Consider the following 21,055-nt stretch of genomic DNA (forward strand, 5'->3'; position numbering starts at 1 on the left):
GAACGAAATCCACTTATTCAGAGCTTCCTTTCCGGAACTTTCCCAATTTAGGCTTACCTTCGGAGTTTTAACGACGCAAGTTTGCAACAGCAATATTAAACTTTCCTAATATCGGTCAATCCTGCCGGCCCCCGTGGGCGACGCGCTAAGATTCCTCACCAGGTGCTATTCAATGGCGATGATAACCCGGAAATTCCGCATCGGCGGAATGCACTGCCAGGGATGCGAAACGACGATCGAAGATGCGGTGGCAAAGCTCGGCGGTGTCCAGAGGGTCAAGGCAGATCTTGACTCCGGAACCGCCGCGGTTACCTTCGACCCCGCCCGAAGCGATCCCCGAAAAATCATCGAAACCATCGATGGTCTGGGCTACCAATGCTCTCCGCCACAGAGCGAGGGGCCATCGCTGCTGCGCACATTCGGACGACTGCTGATCGTTCTGCTCGCGCTCTCGGCCATCGTCGCACTCCTGGTCCACGGCGATCAACTCGCCGAGCGCATGGACCTGCCGGAATTCGACCGCGGCATGAGCTATGGCCTACTGTTCCTGATCGGCTTCGTCACCGGTTTTCATTGCGTGGGCATGTGCGGCGCTTTCGTCGTCGGCTACACCGCACGCATCGCCGCGACCGGCAAGCGCTCCTATCTGCTGTCTCACGTCCTGTACGGCGTCGGCAAGACCCTGTCGTACACCTTGATCGGCGGTCTATTCGGACTGCTCGGATCGATCATTGCCTTCACGCCGGAAATCCGGGGGATCGCCGCCATAGCCGCGGGCGTCTTTCTCATCCTGTTCGGCCTCAACATGCTGGATTGGTTCAAGATCCTCCGCCGCGTCCACATCCGGATACCGCGCTTCCTGAACCGATTCGTCTACGGCAGAACGCAGAAAAGCAAAAGCCCCTTCGTGATCGGCCTGCTGAACGGTCTGATGATCGCCTGTGGCCCGCTTCAGGCCATGTACATCATGGCGGCCGGGACCGGCAGCTTCGTCGAGGGCGCCAAGCTGCTCCTGGTCTTCGGGCTGGGCACGCTGCCGATCCTGCTCGGCTTCGGGGTGCTGACCAGCCTGATTTCCGCCCAGGCCACACGCGGCTTGTTGAAAGCTTCCGCCTTTCTGGTGATGGCACTCGGACTCATCATGCTGAATCGGGGCCTGATCATGAGCGGTTCCGGCTACGATTTCAGGACCCTCGCGGCGCGGGCTGCGGCGCGCCTGGACAACATGGCCACGACCGGAGATGCCACGGAACCCGAGGCCGGATTCCAGGTGATCCGCATGGAGGTCAATAAGCGCGGCTTTCAACCCGACACGTTCGTGTTGAAAAAAGACGTTCCGGTGAAATGGATCATCGAAGGGAAAGAACTCAACTACTGCAACCATCGCATCATCGTCCCCTCGCTGGGGCTGGAATTCGATGTGGCAAAAGGCGAACAAGTGATCGAATTCACGCCGCAGCAGACGGGTGTGATTCCCTGGAGCTGCTGGATGGGGATGATTCCCGGAAGCTTCATCGTGCAGGAAGACGCCGGACGAAAGACCGGCGACGAGCGGCCGGAGGGTCCCCAGCTTGAATGAACCGAGATCACGTACCGATCGAACGTTACGGGACCGGCTTCAGCCCGGGTCGAACCGTGGCATTTCCATCACTGTAATATGGGATTTCACGCACCCTTTTTCGAAACCAGTGTCATGAGCATCGGCAAAATGCGATTCGGAGCAGGCTATCCGAGACGGCACGGCTATTGCCTGACCTTAGAGTGCTTCTCTTTGGCTGCCGCGGGAGAAGAAGCGTAGCTCGAAGCGGGAGCAGCGCGGCCGGAAACATACGACCAAGGGAAATGGCAAGAAAATCGACTGTGTTCTTATCGGCCATCGCGGCCCAATCGGCCCTACTCGGCATGTTGCTGGCGCATGGCACGCTCTCCACCCGGGGACAACCGCCGGAACTGAGCGAAAAACGGGCCTTGGTCAAGGCACTCGGTCTCACCGACCTGTGTCTGTTTACCGAAGCCCGCTACACGCGGCACCTCTCTCAGGCGGACTTGAGCACCCCCTTTCAGGACCACCCCTTATCCCTGGAGCATTTCCCCTCCGGCTCGTTCCTGGGCGCACCGGAAGGCGTTCGGAAAATCAATGAAAAGCTGGATTGAGAAGCAGAAATACATCATCGATTTCACCCTGTCGTCGCTGTTGCGGCACAAGGTGAAGAACACCGGACTGCTGATCCTGTATGCCCTGATCGTATTCATCCTGGCGTCGGTGATGTTCTTTACCCATGCGATCAAAAAAGAAGCCTCCCTGGTTCTCCAGGAGTCCCCGGAAATGATCGTACAGAAAGTCGTCGCCGGAAGGCACGATCTCATGCCCCTCCGCTACCGGGACGAAATCCGGAACATCCGGGGCGTGCAGGCGGTCGAGGGACGGCTCTGGGGCTATTATTTCGATCCGCTCTTCGATGCCAATTACACCTTGATGGTACCTCCCGATAAAACGGCATCGGAACAGGCCGGGTCCGGGCAGGATCGCACGGTCGTAACCGTAATGGAGCATCGCCACGACCGCGCAGGGCCTGCCATGCCCGAGGTCGGCGCCGAAGCCATCGGCTCCGGAAACATCGTCGTCGGCAACGGCATCGCCCGCTTGCGGCAAGCGGGCAAGGGCGAATTCATGTTGTTCCGCACCCCGGCCGGCGATGGGATGCCATTGAAAATCCAAGACACGTTTTCGTCCGCGTCGGAACTCGTCAGCTCCGACATGATCTTGATGAGCGAGCTCGACTTCCGCAAGCTCTTCGGCATTCCGGAGGACCAGGTGACCGATTTGGCGGTCTCGGTCAGAAATCCGGAGGAACTTTCCACGATCGCTTCCAAGATCACCCGGATGTTTCCCGATTCCCGCCCGATCATTCGGGACGAGATACTCCGCACCTACGATTCCATTTTCAACTGGCGCGGCGGCATGATGATCGTGATCCTGTCCGCGGCGGTCCTGGCGTTCGTGATCTTCGCCTGGGACAAGGCGTCGGGGCTGAGCGCGGGGGAACGGCGTGAAATCGGCATACTCAAAGCCATAGGCTGGGAAACCTCGGACATCATCCGCATGAAATTCTGGGAAGGCGCGGTCATTTCGCTAACGGCATTTCTCGCCGGCGTGATCCTCGCTTACATACACGTATTCTTCACCCATTCCCTGGTGTTCGGACCGGCCTTGAAAGGCTGGTCGACCCTGTATCCGCAGTTCAAATTGATGCCTTTCGTGAGTGCCGAGCAATTGACCACCCTCTTCTTCCTCACCGTGGTTCCCTACACCGTATCGACCATCGTCCCGGCCTGGCGGGCGGCGACCATCGATCCCGACACCGCCATGCGTCATACGGGAGAGTGAGCCATGATCGAACTCGTCGACATCCGTAAAGTGTTCAATTCCGGCAAACCGAGCGAGTATTCGGCGCTCAACGGCATCAGCCTCAATCTCGGCTCGAACAAGGTCACGGTGCTGACCGGCCCCAGCGGCTCGGGGAAAACCACCCTGCTCAGCATCATCGGCTGCATGTCGCGCCCCACCTCCGGACGGGTAAGACTGAGCGGTCGCGAAATCACCAGCTTGCCGGAACGCTTTCTGACCGAAATTCGCCGCAAGACCTTCGGCTTCATCTTCCAGCAGCATAATCTGATCAAGGGAATCACGGCTCTGGAAAACGTCATGCTGCCCGCCTATCCCCTGGGCGAACGGCACGGCCCGCTGAAGGAACGCGCGACGCATCTGCTCGGCAGGTTGGGACTTTCCCATAAGGCGCAGTCGCGCATCGAATGGCTTTCCGGCGGCGAGGCGCAGCGGGTGGCCATCGTTCGGGCCTTGATCAACGATCCGTCCGTCATCATCGCCGACGAGCCGACCGCTCATTTGGATACCCAGCTCTCCCACCGGTTCCTGGACATCGTGGAGAGATTCAAGAGCGACGGCAAAACGGTCCTGATCACCAGCCACGATCCCCTGGTGTACAAGGCCGGCGTCGTCGACGAGGTGGTCCATCTGCGGGACGGCCGGCTCGAAGGAGACACGTCGTGATCATGCATCCGGCGGTGATCGCCAATATCATCGCGGCGCTGACGGTGAGCCTGATGGTGGTTTATTCCGCTTACTACGGTATGCAGATCTATCGTCACTGGAACATCGAAAGCGGCAGCGAATTGCAGTTGACCCTGGAGCGGCGGACCTACCTCGTGTCGACGCTGTTGTCCTATACCTTCGGGCTGCAGCTGATTTCCCTGTTTCTCTACGTGTTCACCGCCGACACCCTGTACCCGCTGTTCGTCGGCGCCATGTGTGCCGCAGGCGCCTTGAGCGTGAATGCTTTCGGTTATCCGACCTTGATCCTGAAGGTCGGCAACTTTCTGCTGGCAGGACTCTGGCTGATTCTCAACCACGCCGACAACCAGGCTTACGATTATCCGCTCATCAGGAAGAAATACCTGCTGCTGGCGGTCATCGCCCCGTTCATCGTGGCCGAAACGATCTTAGAACTGGCTTATTTCCTGAAGCTGGACGCCAATGTCATCACCTCGTGCTGCGGCAGCCTTTTCAGCAGCGAACGGGTCGAGGGGCTAGGGTCGGAAATCGCGGCCTTGCCGGCACTACCCACGCTCTGGGCTTTTTATATCAGCATTGCCGCGGCGCTGCTCTCCGGCATTTATTTCTATCTTCGGGGAAAAGGCGGCTATGTCTATTCCGCTTTGGCGGTAGTGGCCTTCTTCGTCTCCATAGTGGCGATCATTTCCTGCATTTCGCTTTATATCTACGAGCTACCGACCCACCATTGCCCGTTCTGCATCATCATGGAGGAATATAACTACATCGGTTATCTGCTATACATCCTGTTGTTCAGCGCCGTGGTCGCCGGCGCGGGCGTCGCCGTCCTGGTCCCGTTCCGCGGGATAGCAAGCCTGCGCTCGGCAATACCATCGCTGCTGAGAAGACTCGCATTGACCTCGATCGTGTCCTACACGGCTTTCGCATCCGTCGTAACCTATCGAATCGCGATCTCCAATCTCATTATGTAAGCACGGTAACCCTCATGACCGACCGATCCCGAAGGAACTGTTTACGCGCCCTGGCGGCACTGGGTGTGTTGCGGCTCGTTTCCGGCTCCGTCGCCGACGCAGCAGGAAGGGCGGTGCTCAAGAAGACAGACCGCTGTCCGGTCTGCGGCATGTTTGTCTACAAATATCCGAAGTGGGTGGCGCAGATCGTTTTCAAGGACGGCACCTCGTATTTCTACGACGGCGCCAAGGATATGTTCAAGCATATCTTCGACACGTCCAAATACACGCCGGGGAGGACGGCGGACCAAATCGCGGACATTTATGTCACGGATTATTACGAAGTCGAACTGATCGAGGCCAAGCCGGCATATTATGTGATCGGCTCGGACGTGCTGGGCCCCATGGGTCATGAATTGCTCCCGTTCAAGGATCAAGAGTCCGCCCAGGAATTTCTGGAGGATCACAAGGGCAACAAGATCCTGCGCTTTCAGGACGTGACCCCGGCCATCATCGAATCGCTGGACCGGCGTTCATGACGCTCCAATATTGGGGTCGATTGCTATCGGCCGTACTGATCGTGACCTTGCTCGGCGCCTGCAATAACCGACGGCCGGGCCTACAGATCGGCGATATGGCGCCGGTCGTCACACTCACCGATTTTGAGGGAAATCCCGTGACGCTGCCAGAGGACGTCCGAGGCAAGGTCACGCTAATACGCTTCTGGGCAATGGACTGTTCCCATTGCAACAAGGATGTCGTCCTTGCGCTGGAAGACCTCTACCGGAAATACAAAGACCAGGGCTTCCTTCCCGTGGCCATCCACGAAAGCCAGCCTATTGCGACGGACGAGCGGTTCCGGAAATTCGAGCGTGTCACCTTCCCCATGCTGGTTGACGAGCACGGAACAGTCGCCCGGCAGTTCGGCGTGGTCGGCTTGCCGACCACCCTGGTACTCGATGAAGAAGGTATCGTGCGGGAAAAGATCACCGGCGAAGCCGGGATCGACACCTTCGAAAAGCTTCTGACCACAGTGCTATACAAAGGGGATTTTTATGATGGCACCTACTAGACTGAGCCCGGTACCGTTTCTGGCGCTTTGCCAGCTCCTGCTGATATCGCTCGCGGTTGCGGCCGAGGAACCGCACGAGCGCGAGAGCTGCCGGGTTTGCGGCATGTACATCGACCAATACCTTAAGAGCGCCGCCGAGCTCGTTTACAAGGACGGCAAGAAAAAATACACCTGCGGCGTCGCCTGCATGCTGCGTGAAGTCGATGATGCCGGAGGACTTTCCGCCTTCGAATCAGTAAAAGTGCACGATTGGGTCTCCGGCAAGCTGGTGGATGCCGAAGACGCCACCTATGTCATCGGCAGCCGTGTCATTCCGGACATGGTTCCGAACTATATCGCTTTCGCCAACCGGGAGGAGGCCGAGGCATTCGCTGCAAAGGAAGGGGGTGACGTGATCGACTTCGGGATCGCCTACCAGGATGTCTCGCCGGTAGGGACCACCGCACCCTTCCGTATCCGCACCGCGGTAACGCCGGGAGCGGGGGCCTTCAGCATCGGTGCCGTCTATGGCTACATGCAGAAAGACCAGGTCAAAGCGGGCTCGAACAGTACCGACCCCAGCGAGTTCATCAAGAGCAACAGAACCCAGCCGCGAGCTCCGAAAGAAGTACAGGCGCATCAGCAGGCATTGATCGTCAATTACTCGCCCACCGATAATCTCTCTCTTTTCGTCAACGTCCCCTGGTTCGAACGCAGAACCAAGGCTTTGGTCAGAACCTCGCCCACCAGCGTCCGGGAAACCGTCGGCGAGGAAAACGGCATCGGCGACATCACCCTGGAAGGACGCTATAACTTCTGGCGCAGCACCCGCTGGGACAAATTCGGAACCATTTTGCTCGGCACCACCTTGCCGACGGGACAGTTCGACGGCGAGCGGGGAGCGGCCCCGGATCCCGTGGCCCGCAAAAGCCTCGTTTCGACCGGTCCCGCTCTACAGCTCGGCAAAGATACCGCCACCTTCACCGGCGGACTGCTCTACTCGCAGCGCTGGAAGGATTTCTGGTTTCACGGTTCGGCCCTCTACACCGTCAACCCGGAAAATGACAACAACTTCGCCTTCGGCGACGTCGCCACCGTCGGCGCGGCCTTCCACTATACGCCGAACTACGACTTGATGGTGGGTATCGAGATGGACGCCAGCTACACGGAGAAAAGCGAAGACCGCGGCTACAAGATCGGCAACAGCGGCGGCACCACTACCAATCTGGCATTCGTCTTCGACTACCGCTTTCTCAACGCTTTCGGCGGAAACTTCAAGCTGCGCGGGTCGGTCGGCTTGCCGATTTATGAGGATCTGAACACCAAGCACGTCGTGCTCAACAATCCCCGCAGGGAATTCGACCAAGTGCAACTGGGGGACGGCTTTTTCGGTAATTTGGCCGTTACCTGGACTTATCGTAAGCCGCCGGAGTTCTGATATCTTTTTTCGGCCGACTGTCAAGTGAACAGCACTTGTAGAAACGGGCTTGGCGGTCACGATACACGTCGTAGTCGTAGGTCGGCAATCCCTTGCCGACAAAGACGCTCGACCGGAGCGTGAACGTCGGGATAGGATTCCCGAGCTACAGGGTGCACGGTCGTAGGTCGGCAATCCCTTGCCGACGAAGACGCTCGATCGGGGTGCGGCGTCGGGAAAGGATTCCCGACCTACAAGGCGCACGGTCGTAGGTCGGCAATCCCTTGCCGACAAAGACGCTCGACCGGGCCGCGACGTCGGGAAAGGATTCCCGAGCTACAGGGTGCACGGTCGTAGGTCGGCAATCCCTTTCCGACGAAGACGCTCGACCGGGCCATGACGTCGGGAAAAGATTGCCGAGCTACGACCGATAGAGCGTATCACCCCTAGGGAAGCTCTGATTAAGTCCTTCGACAGGCCTTTCGACAAGCTCAGGACAGGCTTGTCGAACGCTCTCCCGAGCCTGCCGAAATGCATGAACGGAATCAACTTAATGAGAGCGTCCAAAACATAGGGCTTACACACCGGCGCGCCCCCGTCCTCACATTGCATCGCCGCGCGGACGAGTCCTATTTGAGACTCAAGCGCTCTTTCGGCGACACGATATCGCCCGTGATGTCCAAATCGATCTTCATCCGCCTCGCCGCCTCCTTGGTCGCCCTGCTACTCTTGAACGGACCGGCGATCACTCTAAAGCGTCCATTGGCCAGGGGCACCACCCGAGCCGGAATTTGCGGCCCCTGATGATTCAGCACCGCCGCCATACGACGGGCGCTCAATTCGTCACCGGACTCCAGCGCCGTGATGTACCAGCCCCTATCGGTCATCGCCGGCGGTTTCGGCTGACCGAACAACTCATCCGGATATTTCACAGCCACCGCATTACTGACGAGCTGATCGAGATTGTCGCTGTTCTCGAAAATGGGTATTGGAATACCCCTGGCCTCGCTCAAAATCCGCTCGATCCGCGGTAAATCCAATTTTCGCCCTGCTTTCTTTTCGATCTTCTTGAGCTCAGACATCAGCGCTTTTTTGAGCCGCTTACCATCGAGCTCTTCATGCGGTTTATGGGCCTCCAGATAAAGTTCTCCGTCGCGCCAGCCCACCAAATAAGGCTGATTGACGATATGTACCGGCGTCTTGACCGGAACCTGCCGGTAGAGCGCTTCGATATTTTCCGGATACAAGCGGACACAACCGTTGCTGGCGCGAAGCCCGATGCCGTACGGCTTGTTGGTACCATGAATCAAATAGCTCGGACGACTCAGATACATCGCATAATCACCGAGCGGGTTGTCGGGGCCCGGCGACACCACGGCCGGAAGAGGATCCCCCTTGAGGGCATGATCCTTGCGAATGGACGCCGGAACATACCATGCCGGATGGGCCGCCTTCCGCACGATGGACATTTCTCCGGTCGGCGTCGAGCGGCCTTCGCGGCCGATGCCGACCGGAAAGGTAATCACTTCGCCGCTTGTTTTGGACGGGAAATAAAACAGGCGCATCGCCGCAAGATTGACCACGAGGCCTTTCCGGACCGTATCCGGAACCACGAATTGCATAGGCAGAATGAGGGTGCGCCCCGACTCCGGCACCCAAAGATCGGTTCCCGGATTGGCTTCCGCGATTTCCTGCAAACCCAGGCCGAAATGCCGGGCCACATCCGGAAGAGAATCGCCTTTCTCGAGCTGTACTGTCGCCAATTGCCCGACAACACTGTCGCTTTTTCCCAACGCAAAGCGGTTGTGCTCGATGTCTTCCAGCATAGGCCGATGCGCCAGATGCCGATCCGCCAAGCGGAAAGGTGACCAGGCACAGGCGTGTAGAAGTCCGGCGCAAGCGACGAGCAGAAGCAAGCGCATTCGGCCTAGGCTCGTCCCGGCGCTCCCGAGCTGCCTGTTTTCAGTTGAAAAAGGTGGACCAAACTCCGGTTTGCGATTGCAATCGCAGGCGTGCACCGCACGAGCCGGAGAGGGCTCGCCATGGCATACAAGAACGGAATCACTCACGGTGTTAATCCCTCCGCATTTGGCCGAAATAGCCGTTTATGCAAGCGCCATGCCCACACCAATCGACCGCTGAATGATCGACAGTACAATGCAACGCAACAACCGGCGGCACGGCTTCCCTTCCGCTCCCTTACTTCAAGCGGCGGCGATAGGATATACCGTAATCGAACTGTAATCTAAGCTGAGTTGATCGACCGGGCTCACGGCGACGATCGGACCATATCGGAGAATCGGGGAACAATGAGATTTCGCAACTTGCGAAACAGCTGTCGGAGCGCGACAGCGGGCTGCCGCGGTAATGGCCGAGAGGACAGAATCAGAGCGAAGCGGTGTTGCGCGACTGCTTGCCCAGCCAGGTCTTCCATTCCTCGAACAAACCGGCATCGCCGGCCGCGACGACCGAACGCGCCTGCAGCTCCGGCGTGAAGATAGGCTCACCCAGCAAGGTTTGCGCATGGCCTCCGGCTTCGGACAGTATCAGCGCGCCTGCGGCATAGTCCCAAAGCTTCTGTTTGCCGTGCAAGTAAACGTGGAATCGGCCGGCTGCCAACCAGCACCATTCCAAAGCTACCGAACCCAGGTTGCGCTGCGAACTGTAGGGCGGACGCGAGGCCAGGTTCGCCGCCAGCGGCCCGAGACGCTTGAAATCGACCACGGCCAGGCTCCGCCGCAGCGGCAGCCCCGCGGGACGAGCCCGCAGCCGCACGCCATTCAGCCAGGCGCCGCGGTCGCGTTGCGCGGTAAAGCACTCGTCGCGGATCGGATCATAGACCACTCCCAAGACCGGCCGGTGTTCGATAAGCAAGGCGAGTGAAATACCGAAAAGAGGCAAACCTGAAGCGAAGTTGCTGGTCCCGTCCAGGGGATCCAGGCACCAAAGCCCGGCGTTGCTTTGCACCAGTAATTCGTGTTGCCTCTCGGCGTCCATTTCCTCGCCGAGCAGTTCGAACTGCGGATAGAGTTCCCGCAAGCGGATGGTCAGCCGCTTTTGCACGGCGAGATCAGCTTCGGTCACGACACTGCCGTCAGCTTTGAATCGTCGTTCGGTCCCGGCAAACCGGGGCAGCAATTCCTCACGGGCCACGGTTTTGACCAGTGTGACCAAATCGTCAAAATGAGGAAGCATGAAGGCTATCCCTCAGTGGGCTCAATGCATGAATGTTCAATAACCACGTCTTGCTAAAAGGCGCCTATCGATTACTCCCGCTCCGGCCCTCCATCGCCATGCGGCGAAGCCGGAGACTCTCTCCCCTTCTCGGAGAGTACAACGTAAGGGATCGAAACGGGATTTCCTCTTCAATAAGACCGTCTTCTATCCGTCGATTGCGTAAAGGAAACTCTGAAAAAGCATCCTTAACGGCTTTGTCCTCTTCCCGGAGGACTTATGTGCTAATAGCCTAACATGTAACGGAACCAGGTACAGTTCGTTTGCACTATCGAGCACCTCCCAACAGCCTTCTCTGGAACGAGTCATGTAGCGAGAAGAACCGGGCATTCCCGATGAGCCCGGCAGACCGGAAAGGCTCTGCTCACTGCAGCCTTGAACCGGGAGCTTTACGTGCCGGGGCAAGGCCAAAAGGAAATTTTGTTACTTTTTCAAGTGCAAACGGTCGCTTCAATCGCGGCCTTTCTCCGAGGGAGACGGCGCTTTGGCGAGCGGGGTCCGGAGCGAGAGGGACAAAGTACATGCCATAAAATTGTGTGGAACGAGAGTGCAACAGTCGGTCGGCAATCCCTTGCCGACGAATACGCTCGACTGAGGCCGGGCGCCGGGAAGGGCGGCTTCGGCGCTCCCGAAGACGCCGTTTGCGATTGGAAGGGTCATTCGGGCGCTCCCCGGATGACCGTTTGCGATTGGGAAGGATTCCCGACCTATAGGGTGGCACGGCCTACGCACTGGATTTATGCCGTGTCACAGTCGGCCGGATTGAGCATGAAACCCCTATCCTTCCTCAGGGTTGAGGCCGTTTCCGGCAAAATCGGCACGGCCCGGCGGCCGCTGATCGTCCGATTCGACTCGTATTCGCCTCGGCATGGCCGCCGCCGAACTTCAACTCGACGCGAACAAGGCCTGTAAACGAAGGCCCGGATCCTCCGCCGTCATGAAGGCTTCCCCGACCAGAAACGTATGGACGCCGTGCCGACGCATCAGAGACACATCCTCCGGCGTATGAATGCCGCTTTCGGTCACCACCAGTCGATCGTCGGGAATTCGTCTCAGCAAGTCGAACGTGGTGTCGAGGCGGGTCTCGAAAGTACGGAGATTCCTATTGTTGATGCCGATCAGGGGCAGATCGAGGCGCAAAGCGCGTTCCAGTTCGGACCCATCGTGAACCTCGACGAGCACGTCCATGCCGAGATCGGCGGCAAGGTCCGAGAGTTCGCGCATGGTCCCGTCATTCAAGGCGGCGACAATCAGCAGAATGCAGTCCGCCCCGATCGCGCGGGCCTCGAAAACCTGGTACGGATCGATCATGAAATCCTTCCGCAACACCGGCAGCCGGCAAACGCTTCTAGCCTGTTGCAGGAATTCTTCGGAGCCCTGAAAGAAATCCCGGTCGGTCAGTACGGAGAGACAAGCCGCACCGTGATCGGCATAGCTCCGGGCGATGTCCGCCGGGCGGAAATCCGGCCGCATCACGCCCTTGCTGGGCGATGCCTTCTTGATTTCAGCGATCACCGCGGCCGCACCGTCGTCGACCTTGTTCCGCAAAGCCCGGACAAATCCACGGGGCGCATCGGCATCGCGCGCCTGTCGACGCACTTCATCCAGCGGCGTGCGCACACGGCGTTCGGCAATTTCCTCCGCTTTGCGGGCCAGAATCTTTTGCAGGATATCGGGGGGATTATTCATGAGTGGCGATGGATTGACTGAATTCGATCAAGGCGTCCAGCTTCCGCCGGGCAGAACCGTCGTCGATGGCCGCTTTCGCGCACTCGACGCCCTCCTCCAGGCTGTCCACCAGATTGGCCGCATAAATCGCCGCCCCCGCGTTGAGGACGGTAATGTCCCGGGCCGGGCCCGGTTCCTTGTCGAGTACGCTCAGCATCATCTTCAAACTCGCGGCGGCGGTGTCGACCGTCAGCTTTCTCAAGGGCGCGCGTCTGACCTTGAATTGTTCGGGCGTTAGCGTGTAAGTCGTGATCTGACCGTCCTTGAGCTCCGCGACGTGAGTAGGCGCGCCTATGCTGATTTCGTCCAGCCCGTCCTCGGCGTGCACCACGAGCACGTGCTTGCTGCCGAGCTGACGCAGCACTTCCGCCAGCGGTTCCACCCAGACGTCGGAAAAGACACCCACCAACTGATTGGACGCGCCGGCCGGATTGGTAAGCGGTCCGAGCAAATTGAACAAGGTCCGCACCCCGATTTCCCGGCGCGGGCCAATGGCGTACTTCATGGCGCCGTGATGGCGCTGGGCGAACAGGAATCCCAGACCGATTCGATCGATGCAGGCCTTGACCTGGTCCGGCGTCAGATCGAGATTGATGCCTGCCGCCTCCAGCACGTCGGCGCTGCCGGAACGGCTGGAAACCGAGCGATTGCCGTGCTTGGCCACCTTGCCGCCGGCTGCCGCGACCACGAACGCCGCCGTGGTACTGATATTGAAGGTGTGGTTGGCGTCGCCGCCGGTACCGCAGGTATCGATGAGGTGCTCGCCCCGGACCGGCACTTTGGTGGCCATCTCCCGCAGGACCTTGGCTGCCGCAACCACCTCTTCCACGCTTTCACCCTTGGCGCGGAGCGCAACCAGGAACGCGCCGATTTGCGCCGGTGTGGCGCCGCCGCTCATGATGGTCCGCATCACCTTGCGCATCTGCGATGCGCCGAGATCTTTCCGATCCAGCAAAGCCTGCAGGACGACTGGTATCTCCATCGAAAACCCTCAGCGATTCAGAAAATTCCGCAGCAGGTCGTGGCCCTGCTCCGTCAGTATGGATTCCGGATGGAATTGCACGCCCTCGATGGCCAGCTGCTTGTGCCTGACCCCCATGATTTCCTCGATCTTGCCATCCCGATCCTCGGTCCAGGCGGTGATTTCCAAGCAATCGGGGAGCGTTTCCTGCTCGATGACCAGGGAATGGTAACGGGTTGCCTGGAACGGATTGTTCAGACCGCGGAACACGCCTTGATTCCGATGGTGCACCATCGAGCACTTGCCGTGCATGATACTCTTGGCGTGAATGATGTTGCCGCCGAATGCATAACCGATGCTCTGATGCCCGAGGCAAACGCCCAAGATGGGATACTTGCCCGCATAGCGGCGGATCGTATCCACCGAGATGCCCGCCTCTTTCGGCGTGCAGGGGCCCGGCGAAATAACGATCTTGTCCGGGGCGAACGTTTCGACTTCCTCGACGTCAATCTGGTCGTTGCGCACCACCTCCACGTCGGCGCCCAGCTCGGCCAGATACTGGACCAGGTTGTAAGTAAACGAATCGTAGTTGTCGATCATCAAGACGCGGGATCTCATAAGCTGCGCCCTCCCTCGACCCCGGCTTCGGCCATGGCGACCGCGCGAAACACCGCGCGCCCTTTATTGAGGGTCTCTTCCCATTCGTTACGCGGGACGGAATCATACACCACGCCCGCTCCCGCCTGGATATGCAGGGTCCCGTCGCGGATGACGGCGGTGCGGATGGCGATGGCCGTATCCAGGTTCCCGGACCAGCCGATGTAGCCGACCGCGCCGGAATAAATCCCGCGCTTGACCGGTTCCAGCTCGGCGATGATTTCCATGGCCCTGATCTTGGGCGCGCCGCTGACAGTCCCGGCCGGGAACGTCGCGGCCAGTACGTCGTAAGCGTCCTTGCCCTTGGTCAGGCGCCCGGTGACGTTGGATACGATATGCATGACGTGGGAATAACGCTCGATGATCATCTTGTCGGTGACGCGGACGCTGCCGGTCTCCGCCACCCGCCCGGTATCGTTGCGACCGAGATCGATCAGCATCAGGTGTTCGGCGAGTTCCTTGGGATCGGCCAGAAGCTCGCGCTCCAGCGCCAGATCCTCCTCGTGGGTCTTGCCGCGCCGCCGCGTGCCGGCGATTGGCCGGACGGTGACGGTCTCGTCCTCGACGCGCACCAGGATTTCAGGCGAAGAACCGACCACGTGAAAATCCCCGAGATTCAGGTGAAACATGTAAGGCGAGGGATTCAGACAGCGCAAGGCACGGTATAAATCCATGGGCGAAGCGGAATACGGAATCGACAGACGCTGGGAAAGAACGACCTGCATCACGTCGCCTTCGACGATGTATTCCTTCACCCTTCGCACGGCGTTTTCGAAACCCTCTTGAGTGAAACCCGAGATGAAGTCGCTTTCGTCGACCTGTTTCTCCACCCCCTGCCCCCGGTTCGCCGGCAAACGGCTTTGTCTTAGCCCCTGAACCAGATTTTCCAGGCGGTCTTGCGCCCGATGGTAGGCATTCGGCTCGGAGGGATCGGCATGGGTCAGAACCAGCAGCTTGCCGGACAGGTTATCGAAGACCAGCAACTCCTCCGACACCATCAACAAAATGTCCGGTACGCCGATCGGATCGGGCTTCTCGCAGTGCAGCTGGGGCTCGATGTAATGAATCGTCTCGTAGCCGAAATAGCCGACCAGCCCGCCGGTGAAGCGGGGCAAGCCCTCGATCTGCGGAACTTTGAAACGTGCGCCGTAGCTCCGAATCCAGTCCAGCGGATCGCCGGTTTGCTGCGCTTCGACGATGCGCCCGTCCTTCTCGACCATGATTTCATTACCGCACACCCGGATCACGGTGCGGCACGGCAGGCCGATGATGGAATAACGGCCCCATTGCTCGCCCCCGTGCACGGATTCGAACAGATAGGAATAAGGCGCGTCGGCCAATTTGAGATAAGCGCTCAAAGGCGTGTCGAGGTCGGCCAGAACCTCGCGGGCAAGCGGAATGCGATTGTAGCCTTGTTCGGCGTACTGCTGAAATCGTTCGGGCGTCATGATGCTTTATCCATTCAGGTAGAGCGGGTTAGCCAAGCGTAACCCAACAGACCATTCACCGGGCCAGGGCCATCCGGCCTAACCCGATCTGCGTTCGAGGCTGGTTTGGCGACACCATCGCTCTTTCAGAACAGGTCGATCCATAGGGCTCATACGGCTTTCCTGAACAATGCGGGCAACTCGGTCAGAGAGGAAACGACGGCATCCGGCTCCAGGCACTCGACGCCACTGCCGCCGTGGTAGCCGTAAGGCACGCAGACCACCATGAACCCTGCCGCCCGCGCGGCTTTGACGTCGTTGGCGGAATCCCCGACCATCAAGCTGCGGGACGGCTCGACGGCGAACCACTCCGCGGTCTTCAGCAAGGGACAAGGGTCGGGCTTATGCTTTTCGAACTGATCGCCGCAGCCGACGAACTCCATAAACTCAAGAACGCCCAGCCGATCCAGCAGCGGACGGGTAAACCTCGAATGCTTGTTGGTGACGCACGCCAGGCGAAAACCGGCGGCCCTAAGCTGCTTCAGCCCTTCGCCAACGCCGGGAAACAGGCAGCTTCGATTACAGACGTTCGCCTCGTACAAATCCATGAACATCGTCAAAGCCTCGTCGAATCGCGGCGGCTCGTCCCACGGCCACGTGTCGCCGGTCAGCGCGCGCTTCACCAGCATGTCCACGCCGTTGCCGATCCAGCCTTTCACCCGCGGCTCGCCGGCCGCAGGGAGGCCCAGCCGGTCCAGCATGGCGTCGACGGCATCGGCCAGATCCGGCGAGCTGTCGACCAGCGTGCCGTCCAGGTCGAAAGCGATGAGTTCCGGCGTGCGATCCAGCATCAAACGGCGCGGGCCTTGGCCATTTCCTCGCGCAGAGCGCGTACCACCGTATCGTAACGGTTCGGATCGCTCTCCTTGCCGGCACCGAAGATGGCCGATCCGGCGACGAAAGTGTCGGCCCCGGCCGCGGCAATCTCGCGGATATTATCCACCTTCACCCCACCGTCGATTTCCAGGCGGATGTTGCGTCCGCTGGCCTCGATACGGCGTTTGGTCTCGCGCAGTTTGTCCAGCACGTAGGGAATGAAGGACTGGCCGCCGAAACCGGGATTCACGGACATGAGCAGGATCATGTCCAGCTTGTCCATCACGTGATCCAGGTAGTTGAGCGGGGTCGCCGGATTGAATACCAGCCCTGTTTTACAGCCGGAATCCTTGATGAGTTGGAGCGTCCGGTCCACGTGCTCGGATGCTTCCGGATGAAACGTGATATAAGATGCACCGGCCTTGGCGAAATCCGGGATAATCCTGTCCACCGGCCTGACCATCAGGTGCACGTCGATGGGCGCGGTGACGCCGTGTTTGCGCAGTGCTTCACACACCAAAGGACCGATGGTCAGATTGGGGACGTAATGATTGTCCATCACGTCGAAATGGACGATGTCCGCGCCGGCGTTCAAAACGTTAACAACTTCCTCGCCGAGGCGGGCAAAATCGGCGGACAAAATCGAAGGCGCAATCCAGAATTCGTTCATGGGCGATGGCTCTCTCAAGAAAAAACGGAACGCTTAAGACGCTCCGATGAAAATTCAACTGGGTAGCCCCGACCTATTGCGTTTTCCAGGGGGCTTTGGGTCCAGTCCGAAAGGATTGGGTATTTTCACATTTGGCTTCCGGACGGGCAAGCTGAAGCCCCTCCAGCCACTCCCCGCCCGTTCTGCCCTTATGCTCCGAAACCAAAAGCGCTAACGGCAGAACCTGCCATTTCTCGGGAGGGAAAATGGGCAAAGAGAGATCGACGGAAGAAACAACCATAACCAGGCATCCGGACCGGCTTTGGATCGAACGAAACAGCGGCCGAAACGACCTGGAGGCTTGCCTGATCATGATTCGGGGCCCCGATGTGGGAAGGCGGATCGTTCTGAATAGAGACGAAATGGTCCTCGGCCGATCAAAAAGCGCGGACGCTCAAATCGAGGAGAGCGCGGTATCCCGGAAACACGCGATCATCAGAAGGCGGGATTCGGCCTTTATCATAGAGGACCAAAACAGCAAGAACGGAACTTTCGTCAACATGAAAAAAACCATGGTGTGCGTCCTGCGCGATCAGGATCTGATCGGCATCGGAAACACCGTTTTCAAGTTCATTGCCGACAACAGCATCGAGCGCGCCTATCACGAAGCGTTGCACAAGCAGGCGATTCTCGATCCCATGCTAAAGATCCACAACAAGAAATTCTTTCTCGAGTATCTCGAGCAAAAATGCTCCGGCAACCCGACATCCCCGCCCCGATTCGCCATCATTCTGTTCGACATCGATCATTTCAAGCGCATCAACGATAGCTACGGCCATCAAGCCGGAGACCAGGTGCTGCAGCATGTCGCCGTTACCGTGAAAACCCATCTGCGCAACACCGACATTTTCAGCCGGTACGGCGGGGAGGAATTCGCCGTCGCCCTGCCCGACAGCAATGCCCAACAAGCCGGCATCACGGCCGAGAAATTGAGGCGCACCGTCGAGGACACCGTCATCGAGCATGACCAAAGAGAAATCAAGGTCACCATCAGCCTGGGCGTCGCCTCGTTCGTACCGGCCGACGCGATAACCGGCTCGCCCCGCGATCTCATCGATTGCGCGGACACGGCCTTGTATGAAGCGAAAAACGCCGGCCGAAACCGGGTGGTTGTCTATCCCGGCGATGGGTAAACGCCATCGGGCTGATAAAATGGACTTCCCGTCCCGTCCTACTCCATAAAAACCCATGTCCGAGCCAACCGAAAAAAGACTTGTCCTGGTCGACGGTTCTTCGTTCCTGTACCGCGCGTTTCACGCCCTGCCGCCCCTGAACAACTCGCGCGGCGAGCCCACCGGCGCCATTCTGGGCGTCGCCAACATGCTGCGCAAGCTGATCGGGGAATACGACACTTGCCATATCGGCGTCGTCTTCGACGCGCCCGGCAAGACCTTCCGCGACGATCTTTTCGAACATTACAAGGCCCACCGTCCGCCGATGCCGGACGAACTTCGCTCCCAGATCGAACCGCTGCACGCCATTATCCGGGCGATGGGACTACCCTTGCTGGTGGAATCCGGCGTGGAAGCCGACGACGTGATCGGCACCCTTGCGATGAAAGCGGTCGGACAGGGCTATGCCGTCGTCATCTCCACCGGCGACAAGGACATGGCCCAACTGGTCAACGACCGGGTCATGCTGGAGAACACCATGTTCGACAGCCGCCTGGACATCGAGGGCGTCAAAGCCAAGTTCGGCGTACCGCCCGAATGCATCATCGATTACCTGACCCTGGTGGGCGACACCTCGGACAACATCCCCGGCATTCCGAAAGTCGGACCGAAGACTGCGGCGAAATGGCTGAATCAATACGGCTCGCTGGACGGCATCCTGGCCCATATCGACGAGATCGGCGGCAAAGTCGGTGAAAGCCTCCGCGCCAATCTCGATCAGATCCCCTTGTCGCGCCAGCTCGCCACCATCAAATGCGACGTGGACCTGCCGATCGGACCGAACGATCTGAAACGCACCGAACCCGATCAGGCCGCCCTCCGGGAACTCCTGGTCCGCCTCGAATTCAATTCCTGGCTCCGGCAACTGGAGGCTTCCGGCGGTGCCGAAGCTCCCACCGGCCCAGCCGTACAGACGCCGGCCCGAGCCGATTACGAAACCGTCCTGAACGAGGAACAGCTGGAGCGCTGGTTGAAAAAGCTGGAGACCGCGGAATACTTCGCTTTCGACACCGAAACCACCAGTCTCGATTACAGCCGGGCGGAAATCGTGGGGCTCTCTTTCGCGGTGGAACCGGGCGAAGCGGCCTACGTGCCGGTGGCCCACGATTACCCCGGCGCGCCGGTCCAGCTCAGCCGCGACGCCGTTCTCGAAAAACTCCGGCCTCTGCTGGAAAATCCCGACCGGTCCAAGATCGGACAGAACCTCAAATACGACACCAATGTCCTCGCCAATCACGGACTCACCCTGACCGGCATCCGCCACGACACCATGCTCGAATCCTATGTGCTCAACAGCACCGCCACCCGGCACGACATGGACTCCCTGGCCGAACTCTATCTCAACCACCGAACCATCCACTACGAGGACGTAGCCGGAAAAGGCGCGAAACAGATTCCCTTTCAGCAGGTCAGCGTCGAAAGCGCCTCCGAGTACGCGGCGGAGGATGCCGACATCACCCTGCGCCTGCACCATCACCTTTGGCCGAAGCTCGAAGCGGAAGCTTCGCTCAAAACGCTCTACGAGAGCATCGAGGTCCCGCTGGTGCCGGTCCTGTCCCGCATGGAATGCACCGGCGTGCTGGTGGACGTGTACAAGCTGGCCCAGCAAAGCCGGGAACTCGAAAAGCGCATGCTGGAGATCGAACAGGAGGCCTGTAAGGCGGCCGGCTGCCAGTTCAACCTGGGATCGCCCAAGCAGATCCAGACCATCCTGTACGACAAGTTGAACCTGCCGGTGGTCAAGAAAACGCCGACCGGACAGCCGTCCACCGACGAATCGGTGTTGCAGGAACTGGCCGAAAGCTTCGAGCTGCCGCGGCTGATCCTGGATTACCGGTCCATGAGCAAACTCAAGTCGACCTATACCGACAAGCTGGCCGAGCAGATCAATCCCCGTACCGGACGTGTGCACACCTCCTATCACCAGGCCGTGGCCGCCACCGGGCGGCTGTCGTCCTCCGACCCCAACCTGCAGAACATCCCGGTGCGCACCGAGGAAGGCCGCCGCATCCGCCAGGCCTTCATCGCACCGCCCGGCCGCAAAATCCTCGCGGCGGATTACTCGCAGATCGAACTCAGGATCATGGCGCATATCTCGGGCGATCCAAGCCTGCGCACCGCCTTTCACGACAATACCGACGTCCACCGCTTCACCGCCGCCGAAGTGTTCGGCGTGCCGCCGGACCAGGTCACGCCCGACCAGCGCCGCTCGGCCAAGGCGATCAACTTCGGCCTCATCTACGGCATGTCCGCCTTCGGCCTGGGAAAACAGCTCGGCATCCCCACCAACCAGGCGCAGCGCTACATCGACCTTTATTTCGCCCGCTATCCCGACGTTAAGGGCTACATGGAAACGACCCGCAACACGGCGCGGGAAAAAGGCTACGTGGAGACCTTGTTCGGCCGGCGCCTATACATTCCGGAAATCGCTTCCCGCAACGCCCAGCGCCGCCAGTATGCGGAGCGCACCGCCATCAACGCGCCGATGCAAGGCACCGCGGCGGACATCATCAAGCGCGCCATGATCGCCGTGGACGCCTGGATTCGGGAATCCGGGCACCCGATCTGCATGATCATGCAGGTACACGATGAACTGGTATTCGAAGTGGCGGACGATTACGCGGACGAAGCCGCCCGCGAAATCGGCAATCGCATGTGCCGCGCGGCTCAGCTCGTGGTGCCTTTGGTGGTGGATGTGGGCATCGGGTCGAATTGGGATGAGGCGCATTGAGTGCGTAAAGAAAGCTCTGAAAAGGAGGGTGTAAAAAGAACTGTGTAAC

The 21,055-nt window shown here is 59.4% G+C and carries 18 protein-coding genes; 10 read left to right on the forward strand and 8 right to left on the reverse strand.

The annotated features are described in order from the left end of the window. Positions 1–172: 172 nt before the first annotated feature. The 8 genes from sS8_RS11795 to sS8_RS11830 all read left to right on the forward strand — a co-directional run bounded on the left by sS8_RS11795 (position 173) and on the right by sS8_RS11830 (position 7,532). Entirely contained in the window at positions 173–1,579 is a 1,407-nt protein-coding gene (locus sS8_RS11795; RefSeq protein ID WP_119629816.1) for an urease accessory protein UreH domain-containing protein, read from the forward strand. 263 nt (positions 1,580–1,842) lie between these two features. Continuing rightward, positions 1,843–2,154, forward strand: a complete 312-nt coding sequence (locus sS8_RS11800) for a hypothetical protein (protein WP_170161054.1) — start codon at positions 1,843–1,845, stop codon at positions 2,152–2,154. Continuing rightward, positions 2,138–3,388 (forward strand): ABC transporter permease, encoded by a 1,251-nt coding sequence (locus sS8_RS11805; RefSeq protein ID WP_119629817.1) that lies wholly within the window; start codon positions 2,138–2,140, stop codon positions 3,386–3,388. The genes sS8_RS11800 and sS8_RS11805 overlap by 17 nt, the downstream gene beginning before the upstream one ends. A gap of 3 nt (positions 3,389–3,391) precedes the next feature. Beyond that, positions 3,392–4,072, forward strand: coding sequence for an ABC transporter ATP-binding protein (locus sS8_RS11810; RefSeq protein ID WP_119629818.1), 681 nt, complete (start codon positions 3,392–3,394; stop codon positions 4,070–4,072). Positions 4,073–4,074: 2 nt separating this feature from the next. Then, positions 4,075–5,064 (forward strand): hypothetical protein, encoded by a 990-nt coding sequence (locus tag sS8_RS11815; protein WP_232020645.1) that lies wholly within the window; start codon positions 4,075–4,077, stop codon positions 5,062–5,064. Between the two features lie 14 nt (positions 5,065–5,078). Next, positions 5,079–5,582 carry a nitrous oxide reductase accessory protein NosL gene (locus sS8_RS11820; RefSeq protein ID WP_119629820.1) on the forward strand — a complete coding sequence of 168 codons (504 nt, stop codon included), beginning with the start codon at positions 5,079–5,081 and terminating at the stop codon, positions 5,580–5,582. Then, positions 5,579–6,115 (forward strand): peroxiredoxin family protein, encoded by a 537-nt coding sequence (locus tag sS8_RS11825; protein ID WP_119629821.1) that lies wholly within the window; start codon positions 5,579–5,581, stop codon positions 6,113–6,115. The genes sS8_RS11820 and sS8_RS11825 overlap by 4 nt, the downstream gene beginning before the upstream one ends. Continuing rightward, complete coding sequence (locus sS8_RS11830; protein WP_119629822.1) at positions 6,099–7,532, forward strand: nitrous oxide reductase accessory protein NosL; 1,434 nt, start codon at positions 6,099–6,101, stop codon at positions 7,530–7,532. Before sS8_RS11825 ends, sS8_RS11830 begins: the two co-directional genes overlap by 17 nt. Before the next feature lie 608 nt (positions 7,533–8,140). Here sS8_RS11830 and sS8_RS11835 read toward each other — a convergent pair. The 8 genes from sS8_RS11835 to rpe all read right to left on the reverse strand — a co-directional run bounded on the left by sS8_RS11835 (position 8,141) and on the right by rpe (position 17,064). Next, positions 8,141–9,433 (reverse strand): L,D-transpeptidase family protein, encoded by a 1,293-nt coding sequence (locus sS8_RS11835; protein WP_119629823.1) that lies wholly within the window; start codon positions 9,431–9,433, stop codon positions 8,141–8,143. Positions 9,434–9,896: 463 nt separating this feature from the next. Further along, on the reverse strand, positions 9,897–10,706 hold the full coding sequence (locus tag sS8_RS11840; protein ID WP_119629824.1) for an inositol monophosphatase family protein: 810 nt from the start codon (positions 10,704–10,706) through the stop codon (positions 9,897–9,899). Positions 10,707–11,630: 924 nt separating this feature from the next. After that, positions 11,631–12,434: an indole-3-glycerol phosphate synthase TrpC gene (trpC, locus tag sS8_RS11850; protein ID WP_119629826.1), complete on the reverse strand. Its 804-nt coding sequence runs from the start codon at positions 12,432–12,434 to the stop codon at positions 11,631–11,633. Continuing rightward, positions 12,427–13,455, reverse strand: a complete 1,029-nt coding sequence (trpD, locus tag sS8_RS11855; protein WP_119629827.1) for an anthranilate phosphoribosyltransferase — start codon at positions 13,453–13,455, stop codon at positions 12,427–12,429. The genes trpC and trpD overlap by 8 nt, the downstream gene beginning before the upstream one ends. Before the next feature lie 9 nt (positions 13,456–13,464). Then, positions 13,465–14,052: an anthranilate synthase component II gene (locus sS8_RS11860; protein ID WP_119629828.1), complete on the reverse strand. Its 588-nt coding sequence runs from the start codon at positions 14,050–14,052 to the stop codon at positions 13,465–13,467. Next, positions 14,049–15,539, reverse strand: a complete 1,491-nt coding sequence (gene trpE / locus sS8_RS11865) for an anthranilate synthase component I (protein ID WP_119629829.1) — start codon at positions 15,537–15,539, stop codon at positions 14,049–14,051. The genes sS8_RS11860 and trpE overlap by 4 nt, the downstream gene beginning before the upstream one ends. 149 nt (positions 15,540–15,688) lie before the next feature. Next, positions 15,689–16,369: a phosphoglycolate phosphatase gene (locus tag sS8_RS11870; RefSeq protein ID WP_119629830.1), complete on the reverse strand. Its 681-nt coding sequence runs from the start codon at positions 16,367–16,369 to the stop codon at positions 15,689–15,691. After that, complete coding sequence (rpe, locus tag sS8_RS11875; RefSeq protein WP_119629831.1) at positions 16,369–17,064, reverse strand: ribulose-phosphate 3-epimerase; 696 nt, start codon at positions 17,062–17,064, stop codon at positions 16,369–16,371. The genes sS8_RS11870 and rpe overlap by 1 nt, the downstream gene beginning before the upstream one ends. 245 nt (positions 17,065–17,309) lie before the next feature. Here rpe and sS8_RS11880 point away from each other — a divergent pair, with 245 nt between their 5' ends. Both sS8_RS11880 and polA read left to right on the forward strand, forming a co-directional pair. After that, positions 17,310–18,236 carry a GGDEF domain-containing protein gene (locus tag sS8_RS11880; RefSeq protein ID WP_119629832.1) on the forward strand — a complete coding sequence of 309 codons (927 nt, stop codon included), beginning with the start codon at positions 17,310–17,312 and terminating at the stop codon, positions 18,234–18,236. A gap of 55 nt (positions 18,237–18,291) precedes the next feature. Beyond that, positions 18,292–21,006: a DNA polymerase I gene (gene polA / locus sS8_RS11885; protein WP_119629833.1), complete on the forward strand. Its 2,715-nt coding sequence runs from the start codon at positions 18,292–18,294 to the stop codon at positions 21,004–21,006. The last annotated feature ends 49 nt before the right edge of the window (positions 21,007–21,055 follow it).

Source organism: Methylocaldum marinum, from assembly GCF_003584645.1.
Taxonomy (GTDB): Bacteria; Pseudomonadota; Gammaproteobacteria; order Methylococcales; family Methylococcaceae; genus Methylocaldum; species Methylocaldum marinum.